The following is a 17,970-nucleotide window of genomic DNA, read 5'->3' on the forward strand; positions in this document are numbered from 1 at the left end:
AATCGCCGGGCACCGAAGGACCCCCCGGCACTCCCCCGGCCGTCACCTCATCGACCGCCGCGCCGCCGGACGACGCCTCATCCCCCACCACCTCAGCGGACACTCCACGGCCAGGTTGCGTGCCTCCGGCAGTCCCCGCCCCGCCCGACGCCCCTCCCCGCCACACCACTCCCGCCGATGCCGCATCACCGGACACAGACCCGTCGTGTCCCCCCACCACACCTGCCCGGACACCCCCGGACGACGCCTCATCCCCCGCCACGCCGGCAGACACCCCGCCCTCGGGCACTGCTCCGGCGATCCCCGCCGCATGAGGGGCCGGCCGGTGGCCGGAGGGGCCGCTTCGGCCGCTCGTACCGGCCGATGCGGGCTCGTCGACCGGCATGTCCCCGGACTCCGCCGCATCGACCTCCCCGGCGCCGGGCGCCGGGCGCGCCGTGCGGCGGGCACGGACCGCGCGGCGGAGGGCTTCGCGGGCCGCGTCGCCGGGGCGGTGCGGCTGACCGGCCGGCGGCCGGTCCGTGGTGGCCGGGGGGTCCTGGGTGGCCGACGGCTCGCGGCGCACCCGTTCGCGTGCCGCGCGCAGGGCCTCGCGGGCCTCCTCGGACGGGTGGGGAGTCATACCGGCCTCCGCAGGGAGACGAGGGCGGACAGATCACGGTCGGAGAGTTCCGTGAGGGCCGACTCGCCCGAGCCGAGGATCGCGTCGGCGAGGGCCCGCTTGGACTCCAGCATCTCGGCGATGCGGTCCTCGACCGTGCCCTCGGTGACGAGGCGGTGGACCTGGACGGGCTGGGTCTGGCCGATGCGGTACGCGCGGTCGGTGGCCTGTTCCTCGACCGCCGGGTTCCACCAGCGGTCGAAGTGGACGACATGGCCCGCGCGGGTGAGGTTCAGACCGGTGCCGGCGGCCTTGAGCGAGAGCACCAGGACCGGGGTCGCGCCGCTCTGGAAGCGGTCCACCATGCGCTCCCGCTCCGGCACCGGCGTGCCGCCGTGGAGGAGCTCGACCGGGACCGCGCGGTCGGCGAGGTGCGCGGTGATCAGGCGGGCCATCCCGACGTACTGCGTGAACACCAGGGCCGAGCCGTCCTCGGCCAGCAGCGTGTCCAGCAGTTCGTCCAGCAGGGCGAGTTTGCCGGAACGGGCCGCGAGCCGGTCGCCCCCGGCGTGCGCGTGGTCCTCCTTCAGATACAGCGCCGGGTGGTCGCAGATCTGCTTCAGCGAGGTCAGCAGCTTCAGCACCAGGCCGCGGCGGCCCATGCCCTGCGCGGTCTCGATGGCGATCAACGACTCGCGCACCACCGCCTCGTACAGCACGGCCTGTTCGCGGGTGAGCGGTACGGGGTGGTCGGTCTCGGTCTTGGGCGGCAGTTCGGGAACGATGCCGGGGTCGGACTTCTTGCGCCGCAGGAGGAAGGGCCGGACCAGGCGGGCCAGTCGCTCGGCCGCCTCCTCGTCCTCGCCGGTCTCCACCGCGCGGGCGTGCCGGGCGCGGAAGGACTTCAGCGGACCGAGGAGTCCGGGGGTCGTCCAGTCGAGGAGGGCCCACAGCTCGGAGAGGTTGTTCTCCACGGGCGTGCCGGTGAGCGCCACCCGCGCGGGGGCCGGGATGGTGCGCAGCGCCTTCGCCGTCGCGGAATGGGGGTTCTTGACGTGTTGCGCCTCGTCGGCGACCACCATGCCCCACGGGTGCCCGGCCAGTTCGGGGGCGGCGGAGCGCATCGTGCCGTACGTGGTGAGGACGAAACCGCCGTCCGGCTCGCCCAGGGTGCGGTCGGGGCCGTGGAAGCGGCGCACGGGGACGCCGGGTGCGAACCGGGTGATCTCCCGCTGCCAGTTGCCGAGCAGCGAGGCGGGGCAGACCACCAGGGTCGGCTCGCTGCGGGCCCGCTTCAGATGCAGCGCGATGAGGGTGATCGTCTTGCCCAGACCCATGTCGTCCGCGAGGCAGCCGCCGAGGCCGAGGGAGGTCATGAGGTCGAGCCAGGCCAGGCCGCGGAGCTGGTAGTCGCGCAGCGTGGCGTCCAGGCCGGGCGGTGGTGCGGCGGGCCGTACCCCTGCGGTCAGGCGGTCACGGAGGGCGGCCAGGGCTCCGGCGGGAACCGCGTCGACCGTCTCGCCGTCGACCTCCGCGTGGCCGGTGAGGGCGACGGACAGCGCGTCGACCGGGTCGAGCAGCCCCAGGTCCCGTTTGCGTGCCTTGCGGACGAGTGCGGGATCGACCAGCACCCACTGGTCGCGCAGCCGTACGACGGGGCGGTGGGCCTCGGCCAGGGCGTCCATCTCGGCCTCGGTGAGCGGGTCGCCGCCGAGGGCGAGCTGCCAGCCGAACCGCAGCAGGTCCTCGCTCTCGAAGAAGCCGGTGCCGTCGGTCGCCGAGCCGGGCGCCGGGCGGACCGTCGCCGTGACGGTGAGGTCCTGGGCGAGATCCCGGGGCCAGTGCACGGCGACCCCTGCCGCGGCGAGCCGGGTGGCCGCCACCCCGAGCAGGTCGCCCAGCTCGTCCTCGGACAGGGCCAGTACATCGGGCACGTCCTGGTCGGAGAGCCGGTCCAGCGGCGGCCAGACTCGGGCCGCGCGGCGCACGGCGAGGGCGGTGTCCACCCGCGCGCGGTGGCCGAAGGCGCTGTCCGCCTCGCCCGACCAGAGTGCGGCGGCGTCGGCCACCAGGGTCGGGTCGGCGAGGCTGTGCACCTGGACGATCGCCGCGCCCGCGCCCCGCGCCCCGCTCCCCCTCGCGCCGGTTCCGTCACCGGTGTCGAAGAGGTCGTACGCGGAAAGGTCCAGGCGGAGTGAGACCCGCACCCCGGCGTCCATGCCGGCGGCGACCTCGGCGGCCCAGTCGTGGGCGCCGGGCAGCCGCTGGGGCCCTCGCGCGGCGAACGGCAGTCCCGAGGCGTACGGCGCGGCGGGGGTGCGGGGCAGGGTGTCGGCGACCGCGTCCAGGAAGGCACGCACCAGCGCCTCCGGTTGGGGCAGCCGGAGGGGGCCCGGGCCCGGCAGCGGTACGGCATGGCCCTCGGGGGGCAGGGCGGCGGCCACCGCGCGCAGATGCGCCACGTCGTCCGGGTCGAGCGGGCCGGCCCGCCAGGCGTCGTGGCCGGCCGCGGTCAGGCCGGGGAGCAGCCGGCCGCGGGCCGTGAGCCGCAGCGCGTGCAGGGCGGCGGCGCCCCAGCAGGCGGTGGCGGGATGGGCGGCGGGATCGTGCCGGGCCCGGACCAGCAGGGGCAGTGCCTCGGCCACGGGGAGGTCGAGAGCGGGGACCGTCCGGCGGCGTACACCGGCGCCGTGCGGGCGGACGACTGTCAGGTCGGTGCGTCGCGCGGAGGTACCGGGCCCGTCGGTCGGGGATCCTGGATACCCCTCCCCCTCGGGGCCGCCCACGGAGCCGCCCTCGGGGTCGTAGAAGGCGATCCGGCCGTCGCGCGGGAGGGGGGCGGGCAGGAAGACGGCCGCGAGCCGGACGGGGACGCCCGTCCCGTCCGCGCGGCCGGGCCCGGTGGCCGTGTCCCGTGCGGCCGCAGGAGTCCGCTCGTCCATACGTTCTGTCACCTCCCGCCCGCGTGTCGCATCAGTCGTCTTCGACTCTACGGGCGGGGTCCGACAACCGGATCCGGCGGCCGGTTCGCTGCCGCGTGCCCGGTGGGGGCTCGGCGTCGGGAGGCACGGGATCAGGGCACGGTACGGGAGACGAGGTACACCCTCGGATAGCCGGGCTTGTCGTGGTTGACGACGACGTCGTGCGTGGGCGCCGGGTCCCTCTGTTCGTGGACCAGCCCCGACCAGGTACCGGGTCCGTCGAACGTCCAGCCGGTGACCTCCCGGTCGCGCTCACTGATGGTGATGTCGTTCCGCTCCAGCTCGCTCTCCTGGACGCCCATCCCGGCGAGGAAGGCACTCAGGCCGGCGTCCGTCGTCTCGAACTCGACGTACAGGCGGCTGGTCTTCCAGTTGTTGGTCTCGTACGACGCCACCCACCAGGCCGGGTGCGGGACGGGCACCTGGTAGATACGGCGCTGGAGCTTCGACGGCCAGCCCTCGGTGAGACCGGTCGCGGAGTACTTCGCCTCCTTGTCCTTGCCGCTGGCCCGGCTCTGGTTCGCCGAGATCATCAGATAGCCGGCCGGGACTCCGATGAGCAGCACGATGATCAGCAGGGTGAGTGCCCTGCGGCGGATCATGTGCCGTCGGTCCTCGGCCGGGCGGGACTCGCCCGGGACGCCCGACTGCTGGGGGAACTCTCCGGTCACAGGGACTCCTGGGTGGTACGGCGGGCCTCCGCGTACCGCTCGTAGCGCTCGTACCGCTCGACCCGGCGGCGCTTGGCCCGGCGGAAGCGGCGGGCGACCAGACGGGCGAGGTCGGCGGCACCGACCATGCCGGCGTCGGGGCCGAGCTGGGCGCGGACGATATGCGCCTCGGGGCGGTATCCGCGGCCGGTGAGGTGGCGCTTGAAGGCGTCGCGCGCGGGGCCGATCAGCAGGTCGTCGGCGGCGGAGACGCCGCCGCCGATGACGAAGCAGGAGGGGTCGAGGGCGGCGGCGAGGTTGGCGATGCCGACACCGAGCCACTGGCCGATGTCCTGGAGCAGTTCGATGCACATGGCGTCGCCCTCGCGGGCCAGCTCGGTGATCATCGGGCCGGTGATGTCGGCGATGTTGCCCTTGACGTGCTCGATGATCCCGTACGCGACCGGCGAGTCGGCGGCGGCCAGTTCGCGCGCCTCCCGGACCAGCGCGTTGCCGGAGCTGTACTGCTCCCAGCAGCCGCGGTTGCCACAGGGGCAGCGGTGGCCGCCGGGGACGACCTGCATATGGCCGAACTCACCGGCGACTCCGTACTTACCGCGTTTGACCTGCCCGTCCTCCAGGATCGCGCCGCCGATGCCGGTGCCCAGCGTGATCATCACGAGGTGGTCCTCACCACGCCCGGCGCCGAAGCGCCACTCGGCCCAGGCGGCGGAGTTGGCGTCGTTGTCGACCAGGACCGGGACGGCGAGGCGGCCGGCGAGGCGGTCGCGCAGGGGCTCGTTGCGCCAGGACAGGTGCGGGGCGAACAGCACGCGGTTGCGGTCGGCGTCGACCCAGCCGGCCGCGCCGATGCCGACCGCGTGCACGTCGTGCCGGTCGGAGAGATCCAGCACCAGTTCGACGATGGTGTCCTCGACGACCTTCGGGCTCTTGGACTTGTCCGGGGTCTCCGTGCGCAGACGCTCCAGGATGTTGCCGTCGGCGTCGACGACGCCCGCCATGACCTTGGTGCCGCCGATGTCGATGCCCACCGTCGGAACACGGGGCGCCGTCAGATGGGAGCGGCGCTCCCTGGTGCCGACGGTTCTCAGGACCGGGGCGCGGGAGCCGATGGGGGCGGTGAAGTCGCGGTAGGTGCTCATCGTGTGCGATTGTGCCGCACCGGTGTGCCGATTGTGGTGCGGGGCAGGTGGGCGGTGGTGCGGATCGTCGCCGCGTGCGGGTGCGTCGTGGCTGGTCGCTCTGCTTCCCCGCGTCCCCGAGGGCAAGCTCACGGTGCCCCTCGCCGGCCTCGTTTCCCTCCGCCGCCGACGCCCGTCGTATTGTCCGGACATTGCGACGAAGGTCGTCCGCGCGGTCAGGACCGTACGAGCAGCTGGAACTCGAAGGAGTAGCGGTCGGGCCGGTAGGTGTGGGTGCCGAACTCCACCACGCGGCCGGTGTCGTCGAAGGTGACGCGCTGCATGGTGAGCAGCGGGGCGCCGGTCTGCTCGCCCAGCCGCTCGGCCTCGGCGGCGGTGGCGGCGCGGGCGCCGATGGTCTGGCGGGCGCTGTGCAAGGTGATTCCGGCGGCCCGCATCAGCCGGTACAGGCCGGTGATCTCGAGGTGTGCCGTGGCCAGGTCCAGCAGTCCGGGCGGCAGGTAATTGCACAGGTACGCCATCGGCTCCCCGTGTGCGAGCCGCAGCCGCTCGATCCGGTGCACCTCGCTGCCCTCGGCCACCGCGAGCGCGGCGGCGACCTCGGCGGAGGCGGCCACGACGGTGTTGACCAGCACATCGGTGGCGGGGCGCTGGCCGGCCGCCTCCAGGTCGTCGTAGAGGCTGCTGAGTTCCAGCGGGCGCTTGACCTGGCTGTGCACCACCTGGGTGCCGACCCCGCGGCGCCGTACGAGCAGGCCCTTGTCCACGAGTGACTGGATGGCCTGGCGGACGGTCGGCCGGGACAGGCCGAGCCGCGCGGCCAGCTCGATCTCGTTGCCCAGCAGGGTGCCGGGGGTCAGTGCGCCGTGCTCGATGGCGGACTCCAGCTGCTGGGACAGCTGGAAGTACAACGGCACGGGGGAGCCGCGGTCGACGCTCAGCTCCAGTTGTACGGTCGGGTCCACTTCTGGTTTCGGCACGCGCCGAGCGTAGCCCCGTGCGCTGTTGACGGGAAGTCGTGTAGTTCGGTTGTCCGGACATACACATTGACAGGGAGCGGCGCGGGGCCCACTTTGTAGCCATGCGCATCGGGGTCATCGGTACGGGCCGTATCGGCACCATTCACGCCCACACACTCAGCAGGCACCGCGACGTCGGCTCCTTGATCCTCACGGATGTGGATCCGGCGCGGGCCCAGGCCCTCGCACACCGGCTCGGCGAGACATCGGCACCCGGGGTGGACGAGATCTACACCTGGGGAGTCGACGCCGTGGTGATCACCGCGGCCACGTCCGCCCACGCCGATCTGATCGGCCGCGCGGCACGCGCGGGACTGCCGGTGTTCTGCGAGAAGCCCATCGCCCTGGACCTCGCGGGCACGTTACAGGCGATCACCGAGGTCGAGACCGCCGGGACCGTACTGCAGATGGGCTTCCAGCGGCGGTTCGACGCCGGTTACAGGGGCGCGCGTGAGGCGGTGCGCTCGGGCAGGCTCGGGCGGCTGCACACCGTACGGGCGATGAGCAGCGACGCGGAGCCGCCGCCGGCCGGTTATCTGCCGCAGTCGGGCGGGCTGTACCGGGACACCCTGATCCACGACTTCGACATCCTGCGCTGGGTGACCGGGCGGGAGGTCGTGGACGTCTACGCCTCCGGGTCCGACGCGGGGCCCGCGATGTTCCGCGAGGCGGGCGACGTCGACACCGGCGCGGCACTGCTCACCCTCGACGACGGCACGCTCGCCACGGTCACCGCGACCCGGCTGAACGGCGCCGGCTACGACGTGCGCATGGAGCTCGCCGGGGAGCGGGACCAGATCGCCGTCGGCCTGGACGACCGTACGCCGATCGCCTCCACGGAGCCGACCGGGCCGCCGGCCGCGGACAAGCCGTGGACGGGATTCCTGGAGCGGTTCGGACCCGCGTACGAGGCCGAGCTGATCGCGTTCGTGGAGGTGGTGCGGGGCGAGCGGGCCAATCCCTGCGACGGGCGTGAGGCCCTCCAGGCGCTCCTCGTCGCGGAGGCCTGCGAGAGATCCCGGCGCGAGCACAGACCGGTCAGGCCGACGGAGCTGCTGAGCGGGTCGGAAGCGGCCCTGACCTGACGCGGGTGCGGGTCAGCGCGCCTGGACCGGCAGGACCGTTCCCTGGGCGACCGCGCACAGCGTTTCCGTGCCGTCCTCGCCGAGGGTGAGCAGATCGCAGCGGACGACGGCCTGGCGCCGGCCGGCGTGTACGACCTCCGCGCGGGCGCGCAGGGTGCGGCCGGTGGCCGGGCGGAGGTACTGGACGCTGAAACCGCCGGTGAGGACGTACGGGCCGAGGGCGGCACCGGCGGCGAAGGTGAGGGCGTTGTCGGCGGCGTAGGAGAGGACGCCACCGTGCAGAAATCCGTTCTGCTGGTGGAGTTCCTCGCGGATGTCGATCTCCAGGGTCGCCCCGCCGTCCCCGAAGGCGGTCAGCCGGGCGCCGAGGAGCCTGCTGAAGGGCTGGCTGTCCAGGGCCTGCCGGGCGGTGGCGAGGTCGAGCGCGGGAGTCTCGGTCACGGGGCGGGGCTCCTTACGGGGAGGGGCGGGGTGACGGGGGATCAGCGGCTGTCGGTCTCCTCCAGGAGGCCGGCGTCGTGGGCGAGCAGGGCGATCTGCACGCGGTTGTTGAGGCCGAGCTTGGCCAGGAGCCGGGAGACGTGGGTCTTGACGGTGGCCACGCTCATGTAGAGCTCCGCGGCGATCTCGGCGTTGGCCAGGCCCCGGCCGACCGCGACGGCGACGTCGCGTTCGCGGTCGTTGAGGCCGGTCACGCGTGCACGCGCGCGTGTCCGGCGCGTGTCGCCGGAGGTGCCGGCCGCGTGTGCCATCAACTGCCGGGTGACCGCCGGTGACAGCACCGGATCACCGGCCGCGACCCGGCGGACCGCGGCGACGATCTCAGCGGGCGGGGTGTCCTTGAGGACGAACCCGGCGGCGCCCGCGCGCAGCGCACGCAGCACCTGCTCGTCGGCGTGGAAGGTGGTGAGCACCACGACCTGCGGGGCGTCCGCGCGGCAGCGCAGCGACTCGGTCGCGGTGAGCCCGTCCACCGTCGGCATCCGGAGGTCCATGAGGACGACGTCCGGGCGGGTGCGGTCGACGAGCGTCTCGACCTCGCCGCCGTCGGCGGCCTCACCGACGATCTCGATGTCGTCCGCGCCGCCCAGCATGAAGGACAGCCCGGCCCGCACCAACGGGTCGTCGTCGACGAGGAGCAGTCTGATCGCAGTCACAGACGGTACGTAATCACGGCCGGGTGGGGTGGGGACACAGGGTCCGCCCGATCCGCCGGGCCCTCCTGGCGGCCCGGGAACCGGTTCGGTCACCCCCACGGCAGCCGGGCCCGTACCTCGAACCCTCCGTCGGGGGCCGGCCCGTGCTCCAGGGTCCCGCCCGCCAGGGTGGCCCGTTCGGTGAGGCCGATCAGGCCCTGCCCGGCGCCGGGCAGGCGCGGTACGTCTCCTTCGGGCGCCGGGTTGCGCACGGCGACGGTGAGGCCCTCCCCCGGCCCGCCGGCGACCGACACGGTGACCTCCGCGCCGGGGGCGTGTTTGCGGGCGTTGGTCAGGCCCTCCTGGGCGATCCGGTAGGCGGTGCGGCCGACGGAGGCGGGCACGGCGGCCGGGTCGGTGACCCGCTGCTCGAGGGTGACCCTCGCGCCGGCTTCCCGGGACTCGGCGACGAGGGTGTCGAGCGCCGCGAGCGTCGGCTGCGGCCGGCCCGTGTCGTCGGACTCGCCGGCCCGCAGCACCCCGATGATCTCCCTCAGGTCCTGCAGTGCCTCGTGCGAGCTTTCCCGGATCACGCCGGCCGCCCGCGCGATCTCCTCGCGCGGTGCGTCGGGCCGGAACTCCAGCGCGCCCGCGTGCACGCTCAGCAGCGTCAGCCGGTGCGCGAGCACGTCGTGCATCTCCCGCGCGATGGCCTCCCGCGCGAGCCGCTGCGCCTGCTCGGCCCGCAGCCGTGCCTCCGTCTCGGCCCGCCGGGCCCGGTCCCTGAGGCTCAGCATGAGCTGCCGCTTGGACCGTACGAACATGCCCCAGCCGATGACGGCGGCCGTCAGCACCACGACGAGGACGACCGCGGCGAGGTACGGCAGGTCCGGGTCCGGGCGCCACCAGAAGTAGAGCGGGACGAGCGCCGTCTGGACTCCGGCCACCCAGGCGACGTACCGGAAGGGCCGGTGCACGGCGAGGGTGAACAGGGCGATCAGGGCCACGCCGCCGGAGGTCTCCGAGACGAAGCTCACCGGGACCATCACGGCGGCCAGCCCCAGCGGCCGGCGCCGGCGCAGCCAGACCGCGCCGCAGGACAGCGCGCCGAGCACCTGGTCCGCGGCGACCAGCGCGGGAGGAAGGCCGTGGCTGTTGTGGAGCGTCTCGGCGCCCAGCAGTCCCACCAGAACGGCCAGCAGGAAGCAGGCGAAGTCGACGATCCAGTCGCGCGCGGTGCGCCGGGGCCGCCGTCCGGAGCGACTCGCCTCGGGGTCGAGTTCGTGGAGGAGGGCGGACGGGAAGAACCATCGGCGCCCCGTGAACACCGGGGCGGTCTGCGCCGCCTTGTCACCAGTCACGGTCGACGAATCTACGCAGGGGTCGTCGAGGGCGGTGCGTCACGGAACGGATCGGCTACCGAAGTCGCGCGACCGCATACTTTCGGCGCTCCCGCCGACCCGGATTACGGTCTTCCGTCGCGACGGGGCCGCCCCGCGGCCGATGCGGGCGGGGGGGCCGCGGGGCGAGAGTCGGCGGCATGAAACAGCTACTGGAGGTTCTGGGGTTCCTCGCCCTGGTGCAGGGGGTCGCGGGGCTGGTGAGCGAGTTCGCCGGCTGGAACTGGGGACTTGTGCACCGGTGGGGGTTCCTCGACGGCCACGAGATCTATGCCGGCATCACCCTTCTGGTGCTTGCCGGTGCCTTGTTCGCCGCCGCGGAGAGCCGCGGGGCCGGCTGACCGCCGGCCTGCGCCTCGCCCCCCGGGGACGTCAGTCCCGCTCGCCGCCGCCCCGCACCACGGCGACCGGGCTGTGCGCGTGGTGCAGCAGGGCCTGGCTCACCGAACCCAGCAGCAGCCCGGTGAAACCGCCGCGTCCGCGCGCTCCGACCACGACGAGCTGTGCGGACCTGCTCGCCTCGATCAGCTCCTCCCGTGCCCCGCCGTGCGCCGTCCGGTGTTCGACCACGACATCCGGGTGGCGCTCCTGGAAGCCGGCGAGTGCCTCGGACAGCAGGCGCTCCTCCTCCTCGGCCAGAGCTCCCGGCGGGTTTGTGTACGGCGTCGACGCGTCCTGCGGTGCGGGCAGCGGTGCGTTCCAGTTGGTCCAGGTGTGCAGCGCCACCAGCGGGGCCTTGCGCAGGGCTGCCTCGGCGAAGGCGAACTCCACGGCCTTCTGTCCGGCGGCCGAGCCGTCGACGCCCAGCACGATCGGGCCGTCGGCCTGCGCCTCCTCGCGCACCACCAGGACCGGGCAGCGGCCGTGCGCCGCCAGATGCACCGCGGTCGAGCCCAGCAGCAGGCCGACGAAGCCGCCCATGCCCCGGGATCCGACCACCACCAGGTCCGCGCCGCGCGACTGCGCCTCCAGCACCGTCAAGGGCTCACCGGTCACCACGACCTGGTCGACGGTGATCTCGGGAGCCGCCGTCCTTGCCCGCTCGACCGCCTCGGCCACGAGGCGGTCCACCATGTTGCGCAGCCCGCCCTCCGGCGGTCCCAGCGGGGACGGCCCCATGGGCACGTGCATGGCCGGCCAGACGCAGGCGTGCACCACCCGGAGCCCCGCCCCTCGCAGTGCCGCCTCCCGCGCGGCGACCTCCACCGCGGCGAGACCCGACGCCGAACCGTCCACGCCCACGATCACGAGACCGCTCACCATTGCCTCCTCATCCAGCTGCCACTGATTCCCAGGTCCCAGCATCGCGCCTGCGCAGCGCGGTTGTCCTGGGCCGTTCGGTCAGGATAAGGGCCGAAGGTCATCCGTCGGTGACCGCCCGCACCCGCCGGGGGTCAGGCGTTCTCCGGCAGCGTGTACTCGCCGTACTCGGGGCGGCCCGCGAGGTCGTAGGTCTGGATGGACACGCCCGCGGCGGTGATCCGTCCGCCGGTGTGGCGGAAGGCGGCCGGCAGCGAGCCCTCCGGGAACAGGCGGCGCCCGGCGCCGAGGACGACCGGGAAGGTCAGCAGGTGCAGGGTGTCCACGAGGTCCAGGGCGAACAGGGAGCGGGCGAGGGCGCCGCTGCCGTGCACCTGGAGCTCGCCGTCGGTGCGCTCCTTGAGGGAGGTGACCTCCTTGGCCAGGTCGCCGTCGATCACGGTGGTGCCGGCCCAGCCGGGGTCGCCGAGGGTGGCGGAGACGACGTACTTCGGCAGCGCGTTCAGCTTGCCGGCGACCGGGTCGGCCGGGTCGGTCACCTTCGGCCAGTACGAGGCGAAGATGTCGTACGTACGGCGGCCGAGGAGAAAGGCACTCACACGGGAGAAGACCTCGTTGACGAACTGTCCGAAGTCCTCGTCACCGTAGGGGACGCTCCAGCCTCCCTGGTCGAAGCCGTCCCTGGTGTCCTCCTGAGGGCCTCCGGGAGCCTGGTAGACGCCGTCGAGGGTGACGAAGGTGGTGACTACGAGCCTGCCCATGGCGGGTTCCTGCCTCTCTGTTCGCGCGGCGGGGACATGCGTCATCAGTTCAGACCCCGGCGGGGCACGCAACTCATCGGCGGGTGCGCCGGGTCGATGTCCGTTGGCCGCCAGCGGCCGGGTGGCTGGGCCGCTGGAATGGACGCATGACGACTCACACCATGGACAAGACCCTGTCCGGCAAGGCGGCCCTGGTCACCGGCGGCAGCCGCGGGATCGGTGCGGCGACGGCGGTGCGGCTCGCGCGGGAGGGCGCGGACGTCGCCGTGACGTATGTGAACGGCAAGGAGGCGGCCGAGGACGTCGTACGGGCCGTGGAGGCCCTGGGACGGCGCGCGGCGGCCGTGCGCGCGGACGCCGGTGACCCGGAGGACGCGGCGGGTGCGGTGACCGCCGCCGCGCGGGAGCTGGGCGGGCTCGACGTCCTGGTGAACAACGCGGGCGTCGGCCTGCTCGGCCCCGTGGAGACGCTGTCCCTCGCCGATGTCGACCGGGTGCTCGCAGTGAATGTGCGCGGTGTCTTCCTTGCCTCCCGCGCGGCGGTCTCCGTCATGCCGCGCGGGGGGCGGATCATCACCGTCGGCACGTGCATGACGCAGCGGGTGCCGGGGCCCGGCGGGACGCTGTACGCGATGAGCAAGTCGGCGCTGGTCGGCCTGACCAAGGCGCTGGCCCGGGAGCTGGGCGAGCGGGGGATCACGGCGAACATCGTGCATCCCGGGCCGATCGACACGGACATGAATCCGGCGGACGGGCCCTATGCGGCGGGCCAGGCGGCGATGACGGCGCTGGGACGGTTCGGGGCGGCGGCGGAGGTCGCGGAGACGATCGCCCATCTGGCGGGAGCGGCGTACGTCACGGGGGCGGAGTTCTCGGTGACGGGGGGCACGCGGCGTAACCCGCTGCCTTCGCACGGCGGCCGGGACGACGGCCGCCGTGCGTGCGTGGCTGCGGGCAGTCGTGCCTCCCCCGTGCCTCGAAGTCCCGGAAGCCACCCCCAGGGCGGCACGGGTGGGCGGTGGGGGTACCTTCCGCTCGAGCGCGGCCGGGAGTGGGGGAGGCACCCGGCCATCACCGGCGGACCGACCCCGTACAGCACCGGCACGCTCCGGCGGAACAGCACCCGCGGCACGACGGCGCGCGACTACGCGTGCAGGGCGGTCACGCCCTCGTCCGTCAGCGTGCCGAAGAGGCGCAGGCGGGAGATTCCGCCGTCGGGGTAGATGTCCAGGCGTGCGTGGGTGGCGGTCGCCGGTGCCGGGAGGACGAAGCGGTGGTTGGTGTCGGGCTGGAGGCGGGTGCGGGGCAGGATCTCCCGCCAGTCGCCGTCGCCACCGTCCTTCACCGACACCGACGCCCAGCCGGCGCTGTTGCCCTTCAGATACGCCGTGTCGATCTCCAGGGCGCGGATCCGCGACTGGGCCACCAGCAGGTAGCGGATCCAGTCATGGCCCTGGTCGCGGCGGCGCCGGGTCTCCCAGCCGTCGTCCATCCTGTGGGAGCGGCCGGGCTGGATGGTGTGGGTGGCCGGTGAGTAGAAGCGGTCCGACGCGTCCTCGACCCGGCCGCCGTTCTCCAGGGCGACGACGTCGAAGGTGCCGAGTGCCGCCAGCCATGCCGGGTCCGGGACGACCTCGCCGTACACGCGCAGCCGGGCGATGCCCCCGTCGGGGTGCTGCCCCAGGCGCACGTGGGTGAAGCGCTGCCCGACCGTGACGGCGAAGCCGTTGGCCGCGTGCCCGCCCACCGGGGTGCGCGGCACGAGCGTCGTCCACGTCACGTTGTCCGCGAGGAGTTCCTCCGGGGACGGGGAGCCCGCCACCGAGGCGCCCTCGACGGACACGGCCCGCGGGTAGTTGCCGCGGAAGTGGGCGGTGTCCACGACGACGCCGCGGACTGCTCCCGGCGCGCCGAGCCGGATCAGCGCCCAGTCGTGGTCCTCGTCCGCCGGCCAGGGGTGCGCGGCGGAGGTGCCACGCCGGCGCCGGGTCTCCCAGCCGTCCATGATCTTGCCCTTGTGCCCGAAGCGCCCGGGGTCGAACTCGGCGCGCCCGGGCAGCAGGAGGTTCTCCCGCTGGGCGAAGAACTCGTCGTTGGCGGCGATGACACCGGCGCCGAGCCGACGGTCGGCGAGGTCGGCGAGGTGGGTGAAGGGGAAGTCGGCGGTGCGGTAGTCCGCGTACGGGTCACCGCCGCTGTAGGGGCGTGCGTCGCCGGTGAAGTTCTCGATCGCCGTCACGGTGATCCGGTCCTGCCTCTCGGGTGTCGGTGTCGGGGGGAACGGGTGAGCAGCCGCCCCTTCGGTTCGGTGAACTCGCCGTCGGCCACGATGCGCCGGCCGCGCAGCCAGGTGGACCTGACGACGCCGTACAGGGTCTTGCCCGCGTACGCCGTCACCCGGTTGCGGTGCTGGAGGGCCGCCGGGTCGACGGTGAAGGTCCGATCGGGGTCGAGGACGGCGAAGTCGGCGTCGCGGCCGGGCGCGATGGCGCCCTTGCGCGCGTCGAGGCCGGCCAGCCGGGCCGTGCGCGTCGCCATCCAGCGCACCACGTCCTCCAGGCCGTGGCCGCGTCCGCGGGCCTCGGTCCAGACGGCCGGCAGGCTCAGCTGGAGGCCTGAGATGCCGCCCCAGGCGGTCGAGAAGTCGTCCGTCTTGAGGTCGGCGGTGGACGGGGAGTGGTCGGTGACGACGCAGTCAATGGTGCCGTCCGCCAGGGCCTGCCAGAGCAGGTCCTGGTTGGCGGCCTCGCGGATGGGCGGGCAGCACTTGAACTCGCTTGCCCCGTCCGGGACTTCCTCCGCGGTAAGGGTGAGGTAGTGGGGACAGGTCTCGACCGTCAGGCGTACGCCGTCCGCCTTGGCCGCGGCGATCACGGGGAGCGCGTCACTGGAGGAGAGGTGCAGGACGTGCACACGCGCGCCCCAACGTTTCGCCTGCTCCACCAGGTGGGCGATGGCGGTGCCCTCGGCGTCGCGCGGGCGGGAGGCGAGGAAGTCGGCGTACTTCGGGCCGCCGCGCTGCGGGGCGGCGGCGAGGTGGCGCGGGTCCTCGGCGTGCACGATCAGCAGCCCGTCGAAGGAAGCGATCTCCGCCAGGCAGCGGGCCAGTTGTTCCTGGCCGAGGTGCGGGAACTCGTCCACTCCGGAGGGGGAGAGGAACGCCTTGAAGCCGAGGACCCCGGCCTCGTGCAGCGGGCGGAGGTCCTCGACGTTGTCCGGCAGGGCACCGCCCCAGAAGCCGACGTCGATGTGGGCCTTGTCGGCGGCGACCCGCTGTTTGGTGCGCAGGTGGCGGACGGTGGTGGTCGGGGGGAGGGAGTTGAGCGGCATGTCGATCAGCGTGGTGATGCCGCCGGCCGCCGCCGCGCGGGTGGCGGTCCAGAAGCCTTCCCACTCGGTGCGGCCGGGGTCGTTGACATGAACGTGGGTGTCGACGAGGCCGGGCAGCAGGACGTCGTCGCCGAGGTCCTCGAGTCGGGCACCCCCGGGGAGGGGCGCGTCGTGCGCCAGTACGGCCGTGATCGTGCCGTCGGCGACCACGACGGACGCCGCGCGGGTGCCCTCGGGTGTGATGACGCGGGTCGAGCGCAGCACGGTTTCGGCGTCGGACACCCGGGGCCTCCTGGACTTTCACACGTCCGCCTGACGAAATTCAACGTTCTGTTGAAGGAGTCTTCACCGCGACATCCACCCCGTCAAGGGCGCACTTCCCGTGCGGGGCGGCCGACGGCCACCCTCTGGGCACTTCCGTAAAGCGGAATGAGACTTTTGACAGGCAGACGTAGCCACGCGCAAGCGGGCAGTCAACGGGCTGCCGGGTAGGCTTCTGCCCTTCCTGCCAGCCCCGAAAGGAACGCGCCGTGCCGACGTCCAGCGCCAGCACCACCGACTCCGCCCGGTCCGCCGCCAGTGGCGGCGTGCAGTCCCTCGAGCGCGCCTTCGATCTGCTCGAACGGATGGCGGACGCGGGGGGCGAGGTCGGCCTGAGCGAGTTGGCCGCGAGCAGCGGACTGCCGCTGCCGACGATCCACCGCCTGATGCGCACCCTTGTCGTCTGCGGCTACGTACGCCAGCAGCCCAACCGCCGGTACGCGCTGGGCCCGCGTCTGATCCGGCTCGGCGAGTCCGCCTCCCGGCTGCTGGGCACCTGGGCGCGGCCGCATCTGGCACGGCTGGTGGAGGAGACCGGCGAGACGGCGAACATGGCGCTGCTCGACGGGGACGAGGTCGTGTACGTGGCACAGGTGCCGTCCAAGCACTCCATGCGGATGTTCACCGAGGTCGGGCGGCGCGTCCTGCCGCACTCCACCGGCGTGGGCAAGGCGCTGCTGTCCGGCTTCCCGCCGGAGGAGGTACGGGCCCTGCTCGGCCGTACCGGCATGCCGGCCGCGACCGACAGGACCATCACCACGCCGGAGGGCTTCCTCGCGGCGCTGGAGGACGTACGCCGCCAGGGCTACGCGATCGACGACAACGAGCAGGAGATCGGCGTCCGTTGCCTCGCGGTGCCCGTGCCCAACTCCCCCACGGCGGCCGCGATCTCGATCTCCGGCCCCGCGGGCCGGGTCACGGAGTCGGCGACGGAGAGGATCGTCCCGGTGCTCCAGCAGGTCGCCGTCGAGCTCTCGGAGGCTCTAGCGACACCTGGCACCGCGCCGACCGTCTGAGTCCCGCGGCCCGGTCCGTACGGGCGGGCGTCAGCCGCGTGGCGCCGGGCCGAACAGATCCACCGCCGCACGCAGTTCGCGAACGCCCCGCCCCAGTGCGCTGACCGAGCCGATGGCTCCGGCGATCAGCAACAGGGAGCGGCGCAGGCCGGGGACGTCGGGATGGTCGGCCGCGGCCAGGCCGGCCAGCTCGGCGAGTTCCTCCTCCGCGACGCCCCGGTCCCGGAACTCCACGGGATGGGCCGCCAGCTGACGGCGTAACCGGGACACGGCGGAGCGCAGCTCCGTCACCCGCGGGTCCACCTGACTGCCGGGCACACGCCTCTGCTCCACGCTCCGCAACACAGTCCTCCCCCTGGCACGTCGTCGTGCACCTCCCCGCCCGGCCCCAGCACCCCGCCGGTCGGTGCGCGCCAGTAAACGCCACCCCGGGGCCTTTGCGCCAGTCCGCTGCGTCATCGACTTGTTCCACAGCGTGACACCCGCGGGCCCCGGGCACCCCCGTCCCGCACCGCCCCGGCATCGCGCGGCCGGTGCGGTATGCAGGAGCCATGACGGACGACAAGGACCGGATCGCGGGACTTCTGCTGGCGGCCGGGGGCGGACGGCGCCTCGGCGGACGCCCCAAGGCGCTGCTCACCCACCGGGGACGGCCGCTCGTGGAGCACGCGGTGACGGCACTCCGCGCGGGCGGCTGCGCGCGCGTGCACGTCGTGCTCGGCGCGCGGGCGGACGAGGTGCGCGCCCGCGCCTCGCTGCCGGGCTGCGTACTCGTCGACAACCCGGCGTGGGAGCAGGGCATGGGCACCTCGCTGCGGGCCGGACTGGACTCAGTGGCCGGCACCGGCGCGCGGGCCGCGCTGGTCTCACTGGTCGACCAGCCCGGGATCGGCCCGGAGGCCGTCACCCGAGTGCTCGGCGCGTACGAGTCACCCGCATCGCTCGCCTCGGCCGCCTATCACGGCGTACGCGGTCATCCCGTCCTGTTCGGCGCCGCGCACTGGGCGGGGATCGCCGCGACCGCGACCGGCGACCGAGGGGCACGCGCCTACCTGAAGGAGCATGCCGACAGGGTCGCACTCGTCGAGTGCGGCGACGTGGCCGAGGCGTACGACATCGACACCGAGGCCGATCTGGCGCACCTTGAATGAGCCGGGGTGTCAGCGAGGGAGCGGGGTGGCACCGGGCGCCACGTTCCCTCGACCGGGAGAATCTCGACATCAACAGAACATTGAACTTCCACCATG

The 17,970-nt window shown here is 73.6% G+C and carries 16 protein-coding genes and 1 pseudogene; 5 read left to right on the plus strand and 12 right to left on the minus strand.

Annotated features, from left to right (window positions below; genetic code table 11):
• Positions 1–618 precede the first annotated feature (618 nt).
• The 4 genes from ACZ5C2_RS06550 to ACZ5C2_RS06565 form a co-directional block, all read right to left on the minus strand.
• Positions 619–3,543, minus strand: a complete 2,925-nt coding sequence (locus ACZ5C2_RS06550; RefSeq protein WP_468787235.1) for an SNF2-related protein — start codon at positions 3,541–3,543, stop codon at positions 619–621.
• A gap of 131 nt (positions 3,544–3,674) precedes the next feature.
• A complete protein-coding gene (locus tag ACZ5C2_RS06555) occupies positions 3,675–4,253 on the minus strand; it encodes a sugar kinase (RefSeq protein WP_468787237.1) in 579 nt (192 codons plus the stop codon).
• A complete protein-coding gene (locus ACZ5C2_RS06560; RefSeq protein WP_468787239.1) occupies positions 4,250–5,395 on the minus strand; it encodes an ROK family glucokinase in 1,146 nt (381 codons plus the stop codon). The genes ACZ5C2_RS06555 and ACZ5C2_RS06560 overlap by 4 nt, the downstream gene beginning before the upstream one ends.
• A gap of 215 nt (positions 5,396–5,610) precedes the next feature.
• The gene (locus tag ACZ5C2_RS06565) at positions 5,611–6,360 is read right to left on the minus strand and encodes a GntR family transcriptional regulator (RefSeq protein WP_468787682.1); all 750 of its coding nucleotides are present in this window, start codon (positions 6,358–6,360) and stop codon (positions 5,611–5,613) included.
• A gap of 116 nt (positions 6,361–6,476) precedes the next feature.
• On the opposite strand from ACZ5C2_RS06565, the gene ACZ5C2_RS06570 reads away from it, so the two are divergent.
• Complete coding sequence (locus tag ACZ5C2_RS06570; RefSeq protein ID WP_468787241.1) at positions 6,477–7,499, plus strand: Gfo/Idh/MocA family protein; 1,023 nt, start codon at positions 6,477–6,479, stop codon at positions 7,497–7,499.
• A 12-nt stretch (positions 7,500–7,511) separates the two neighbouring features.
• Here ACZ5C2_RS06570 and ACZ5C2_RS06575 read toward each other — a convergent pair whose 3' ends face one another.
• The 3 genes from ACZ5C2_RS06575 to ACZ5C2_RS06585 all read right to left on the minus strand — a co-directional run bounded on the left by ACZ5C2_RS06575 (position 7,512) and on the right by ACZ5C2_RS06585 (position 9,996).
• A complete protein-coding gene (locus ACZ5C2_RS06575; protein ID WP_468787243.1) occupies positions 7,512–7,940 on the minus strand; it encodes a PaaI family thioesterase in 429 nt (142 codons plus the stop codon).
• A 41-nt stretch (positions 7,941–7,981) separates the two neighbouring features.
• Complete coding sequence (locus ACZ5C2_RS06580; RefSeq protein WP_468787245.1) at positions 7,982–8,656, minus strand: response regulator; 675 nt, start codon at positions 8,654–8,656, stop codon at positions 7,982–7,984.
• Between the two features lie 89 nt (positions 8,657–8,745).
• On the minus strand, positions 8,746–9,996 hold the full coding sequence (locus ACZ5C2_RS06585) for a sensor histidine kinase (protein ID WP_468787247.1): 1,251 nt from the start codon (positions 9,994–9,996) through the stop codon (positions 8,746–8,748).
• 179 nt (positions 9,997–10,175) lie between these two features.
• Between ACZ5C2_RS06585 and ACZ5C2_RS06590 the strand changes: the two genes are divergently transcribed.
• The gene (locus ACZ5C2_RS06590; RefSeq protein WP_468787249.1) at positions 10,176–10,376 is read left to right on the plus strand and encodes a hypothetical protein; all 201 of its coding nucleotides are present in this window, start codon (positions 10,176–10,178) and stop codon (positions 10,374–10,376) included.
• Between the two features lie 31 nt (positions 10,377–10,407).
• On the opposite strand, the gene ACZ5C2_RS06595 is transcribed toward ACZ5C2_RS06590, so the two are convergent.
• A complete protein-coding gene (locus tag ACZ5C2_RS06595) occupies positions 10,408–11,298 on the minus strand; it encodes a universal stress protein (protein WP_468787251.1) in 891 nt (296 codons plus the stop codon).
• Positions 11,299–11,429: 131 nt separating this feature from the next.
• Positions 11,430–12,056 carry a dihydrofolate reductase family protein gene (locus tag ACZ5C2_RS06600; protein ID WP_468787253.1) on the minus strand — a complete coding sequence of 209 codons (627 nt, stop codon included), beginning with the start codon at positions 12,054–12,056 and terminating at the stop codon, positions 11,430–11,432.
• A gap of 146 nt (positions 12,057–12,202) precedes the next feature.
• On the opposite strand from ACZ5C2_RS06600, the pseudogene ACZ5C2_RS06605 reads away from it, so the two are divergent.
• Positions 12,203–12,954 (plus strand): annotated as a pseudogene (locus tag ACZ5C2_RS06605) (SDR family oxidoreductase).
• 246 nt (positions 12,955–13,200) lie between these two features.
• Here the strand turns inward: ACZ5C2_RS06605 and alc are convergent.
• Positions 13,201–14,295 (minus strand): allantoicase, encoded by a 1,095-nt coding sequence (gene alc, locus ACZ5C2_RS06610; RefSeq protein WP_468787255.1) that lies wholly within the window; start codon positions 14,293–14,295, stop codon positions 13,201–13,203.
• Positions 14,292–15,668: an allantoinase AllB gene (allB, locus tag ACZ5C2_RS06615; protein ID WP_468787257.1), complete on the minus strand. Its 1,377-nt coding sequence runs from the start codon at positions 15,666–15,668 to the stop codon at positions 14,292–14,294. Before allB ends, alc begins: the two co-directional genes overlap by 4 nt.
• 248 nt (positions 15,669–15,916) lie before the next feature.
• On the opposite strand from allB, the gene ACZ5C2_RS06620 reads away from it, so the two are divergent.
• On the plus strand, positions 15,917–16,723 hold the full coding sequence (locus ACZ5C2_RS06620; protein ID WP_468787259.1) for an IclR family transcriptional regulator: 807 nt from the start codon (positions 15,917–15,919) through the stop codon (positions 16,721–16,723).
• A 30-nt stretch (positions 16,724–16,753) separates the two neighbouring features.
• On the opposite strand, the gene ACZ5C2_RS06625 is transcribed toward ACZ5C2_RS06620, so the two are convergent.
• The gene (locus ACZ5C2_RS06625; RefSeq protein ID WP_468787261.1) at positions 16,754–17,068 is read right to left on the minus strand and encodes a DUF5955 family protein; all 315 of its coding nucleotides are present in this window, start codon (positions 17,066–17,068) and stop codon (positions 16,754–16,756) included.
• A 206-nt stretch (positions 17,069–17,274) separates the two neighbouring features.
• On the opposite strand from ACZ5C2_RS06625, the gene ACZ5C2_RS06630 reads away from it, so the two are divergent.
• Complete coding sequence (locus ACZ5C2_RS06630) at positions 17,275–17,874, plus strand: nucleotidyltransferase family protein (RefSeq protein ID WP_468787263.1); 600 nt, start codon at positions 17,275–17,277, stop codon at positions 17,872–17,874.
• Positions 17,875–17,970: the final 96 nt, after the last annotated feature.

This window comes from Streptomyces sp. NPDC031365, assembly GCF_055569765.1.

Bases quoted from the DNA above. Each gene is read 5' to 3' on its own strand.
- ACZ5C2_RS06550 (WP_468787235.1), bottom strand. From the start codon at position 3,543: ATGGACGAGCGGACTCCTGCGGCCGCACGGGACACGGCCACCGGGCCC.
- ACZ5C2_RS06560 (WP_468787239.1), bottom strand. From the start codon at position 5,395: ATGAGCACCTACCGCGACTTCACCGCCCCCATCGGCTCCCGCGCCCCG.
- ACZ5C2_RS06570 (WP_468787241.1), top strand. From the start codon at position 6,477: ATGCGCATCGGGGTCATCGGTACGGGCCGTATCGGCACCATTCACGCC.
- ACZ5C2_RS06590 (WP_468787249.1), top strand. From the start codon at position 10,176: ATGAAACAGCTACTGGAGGTTCTGGGGTTCCTCGCCCTGGTGCAGGGG.
- ACZ5C2_RS06595 (WP_468787251.1), bottom strand. From the start codon at position 11,298: ATGGTGAGCGGTCTCGTGATCGTGGGCGTGGACGGTTCGGCGTCGGGT.
- ACZ5C2_RS06600 (WP_468787253.1), bottom strand. From the start codon at position 12,056: ATGGGCAGGCTCGTAGTCACCACCTTCGTCACCCTCGACGGCGTCTAC.
- ACZ5C2_RS06630 (WP_468787263.1), top strand. From the start codon at position 17,275: ATGACGGACGACAAGGACCGGATCGCGGGACTTCTGCTGGCGGCCGGG.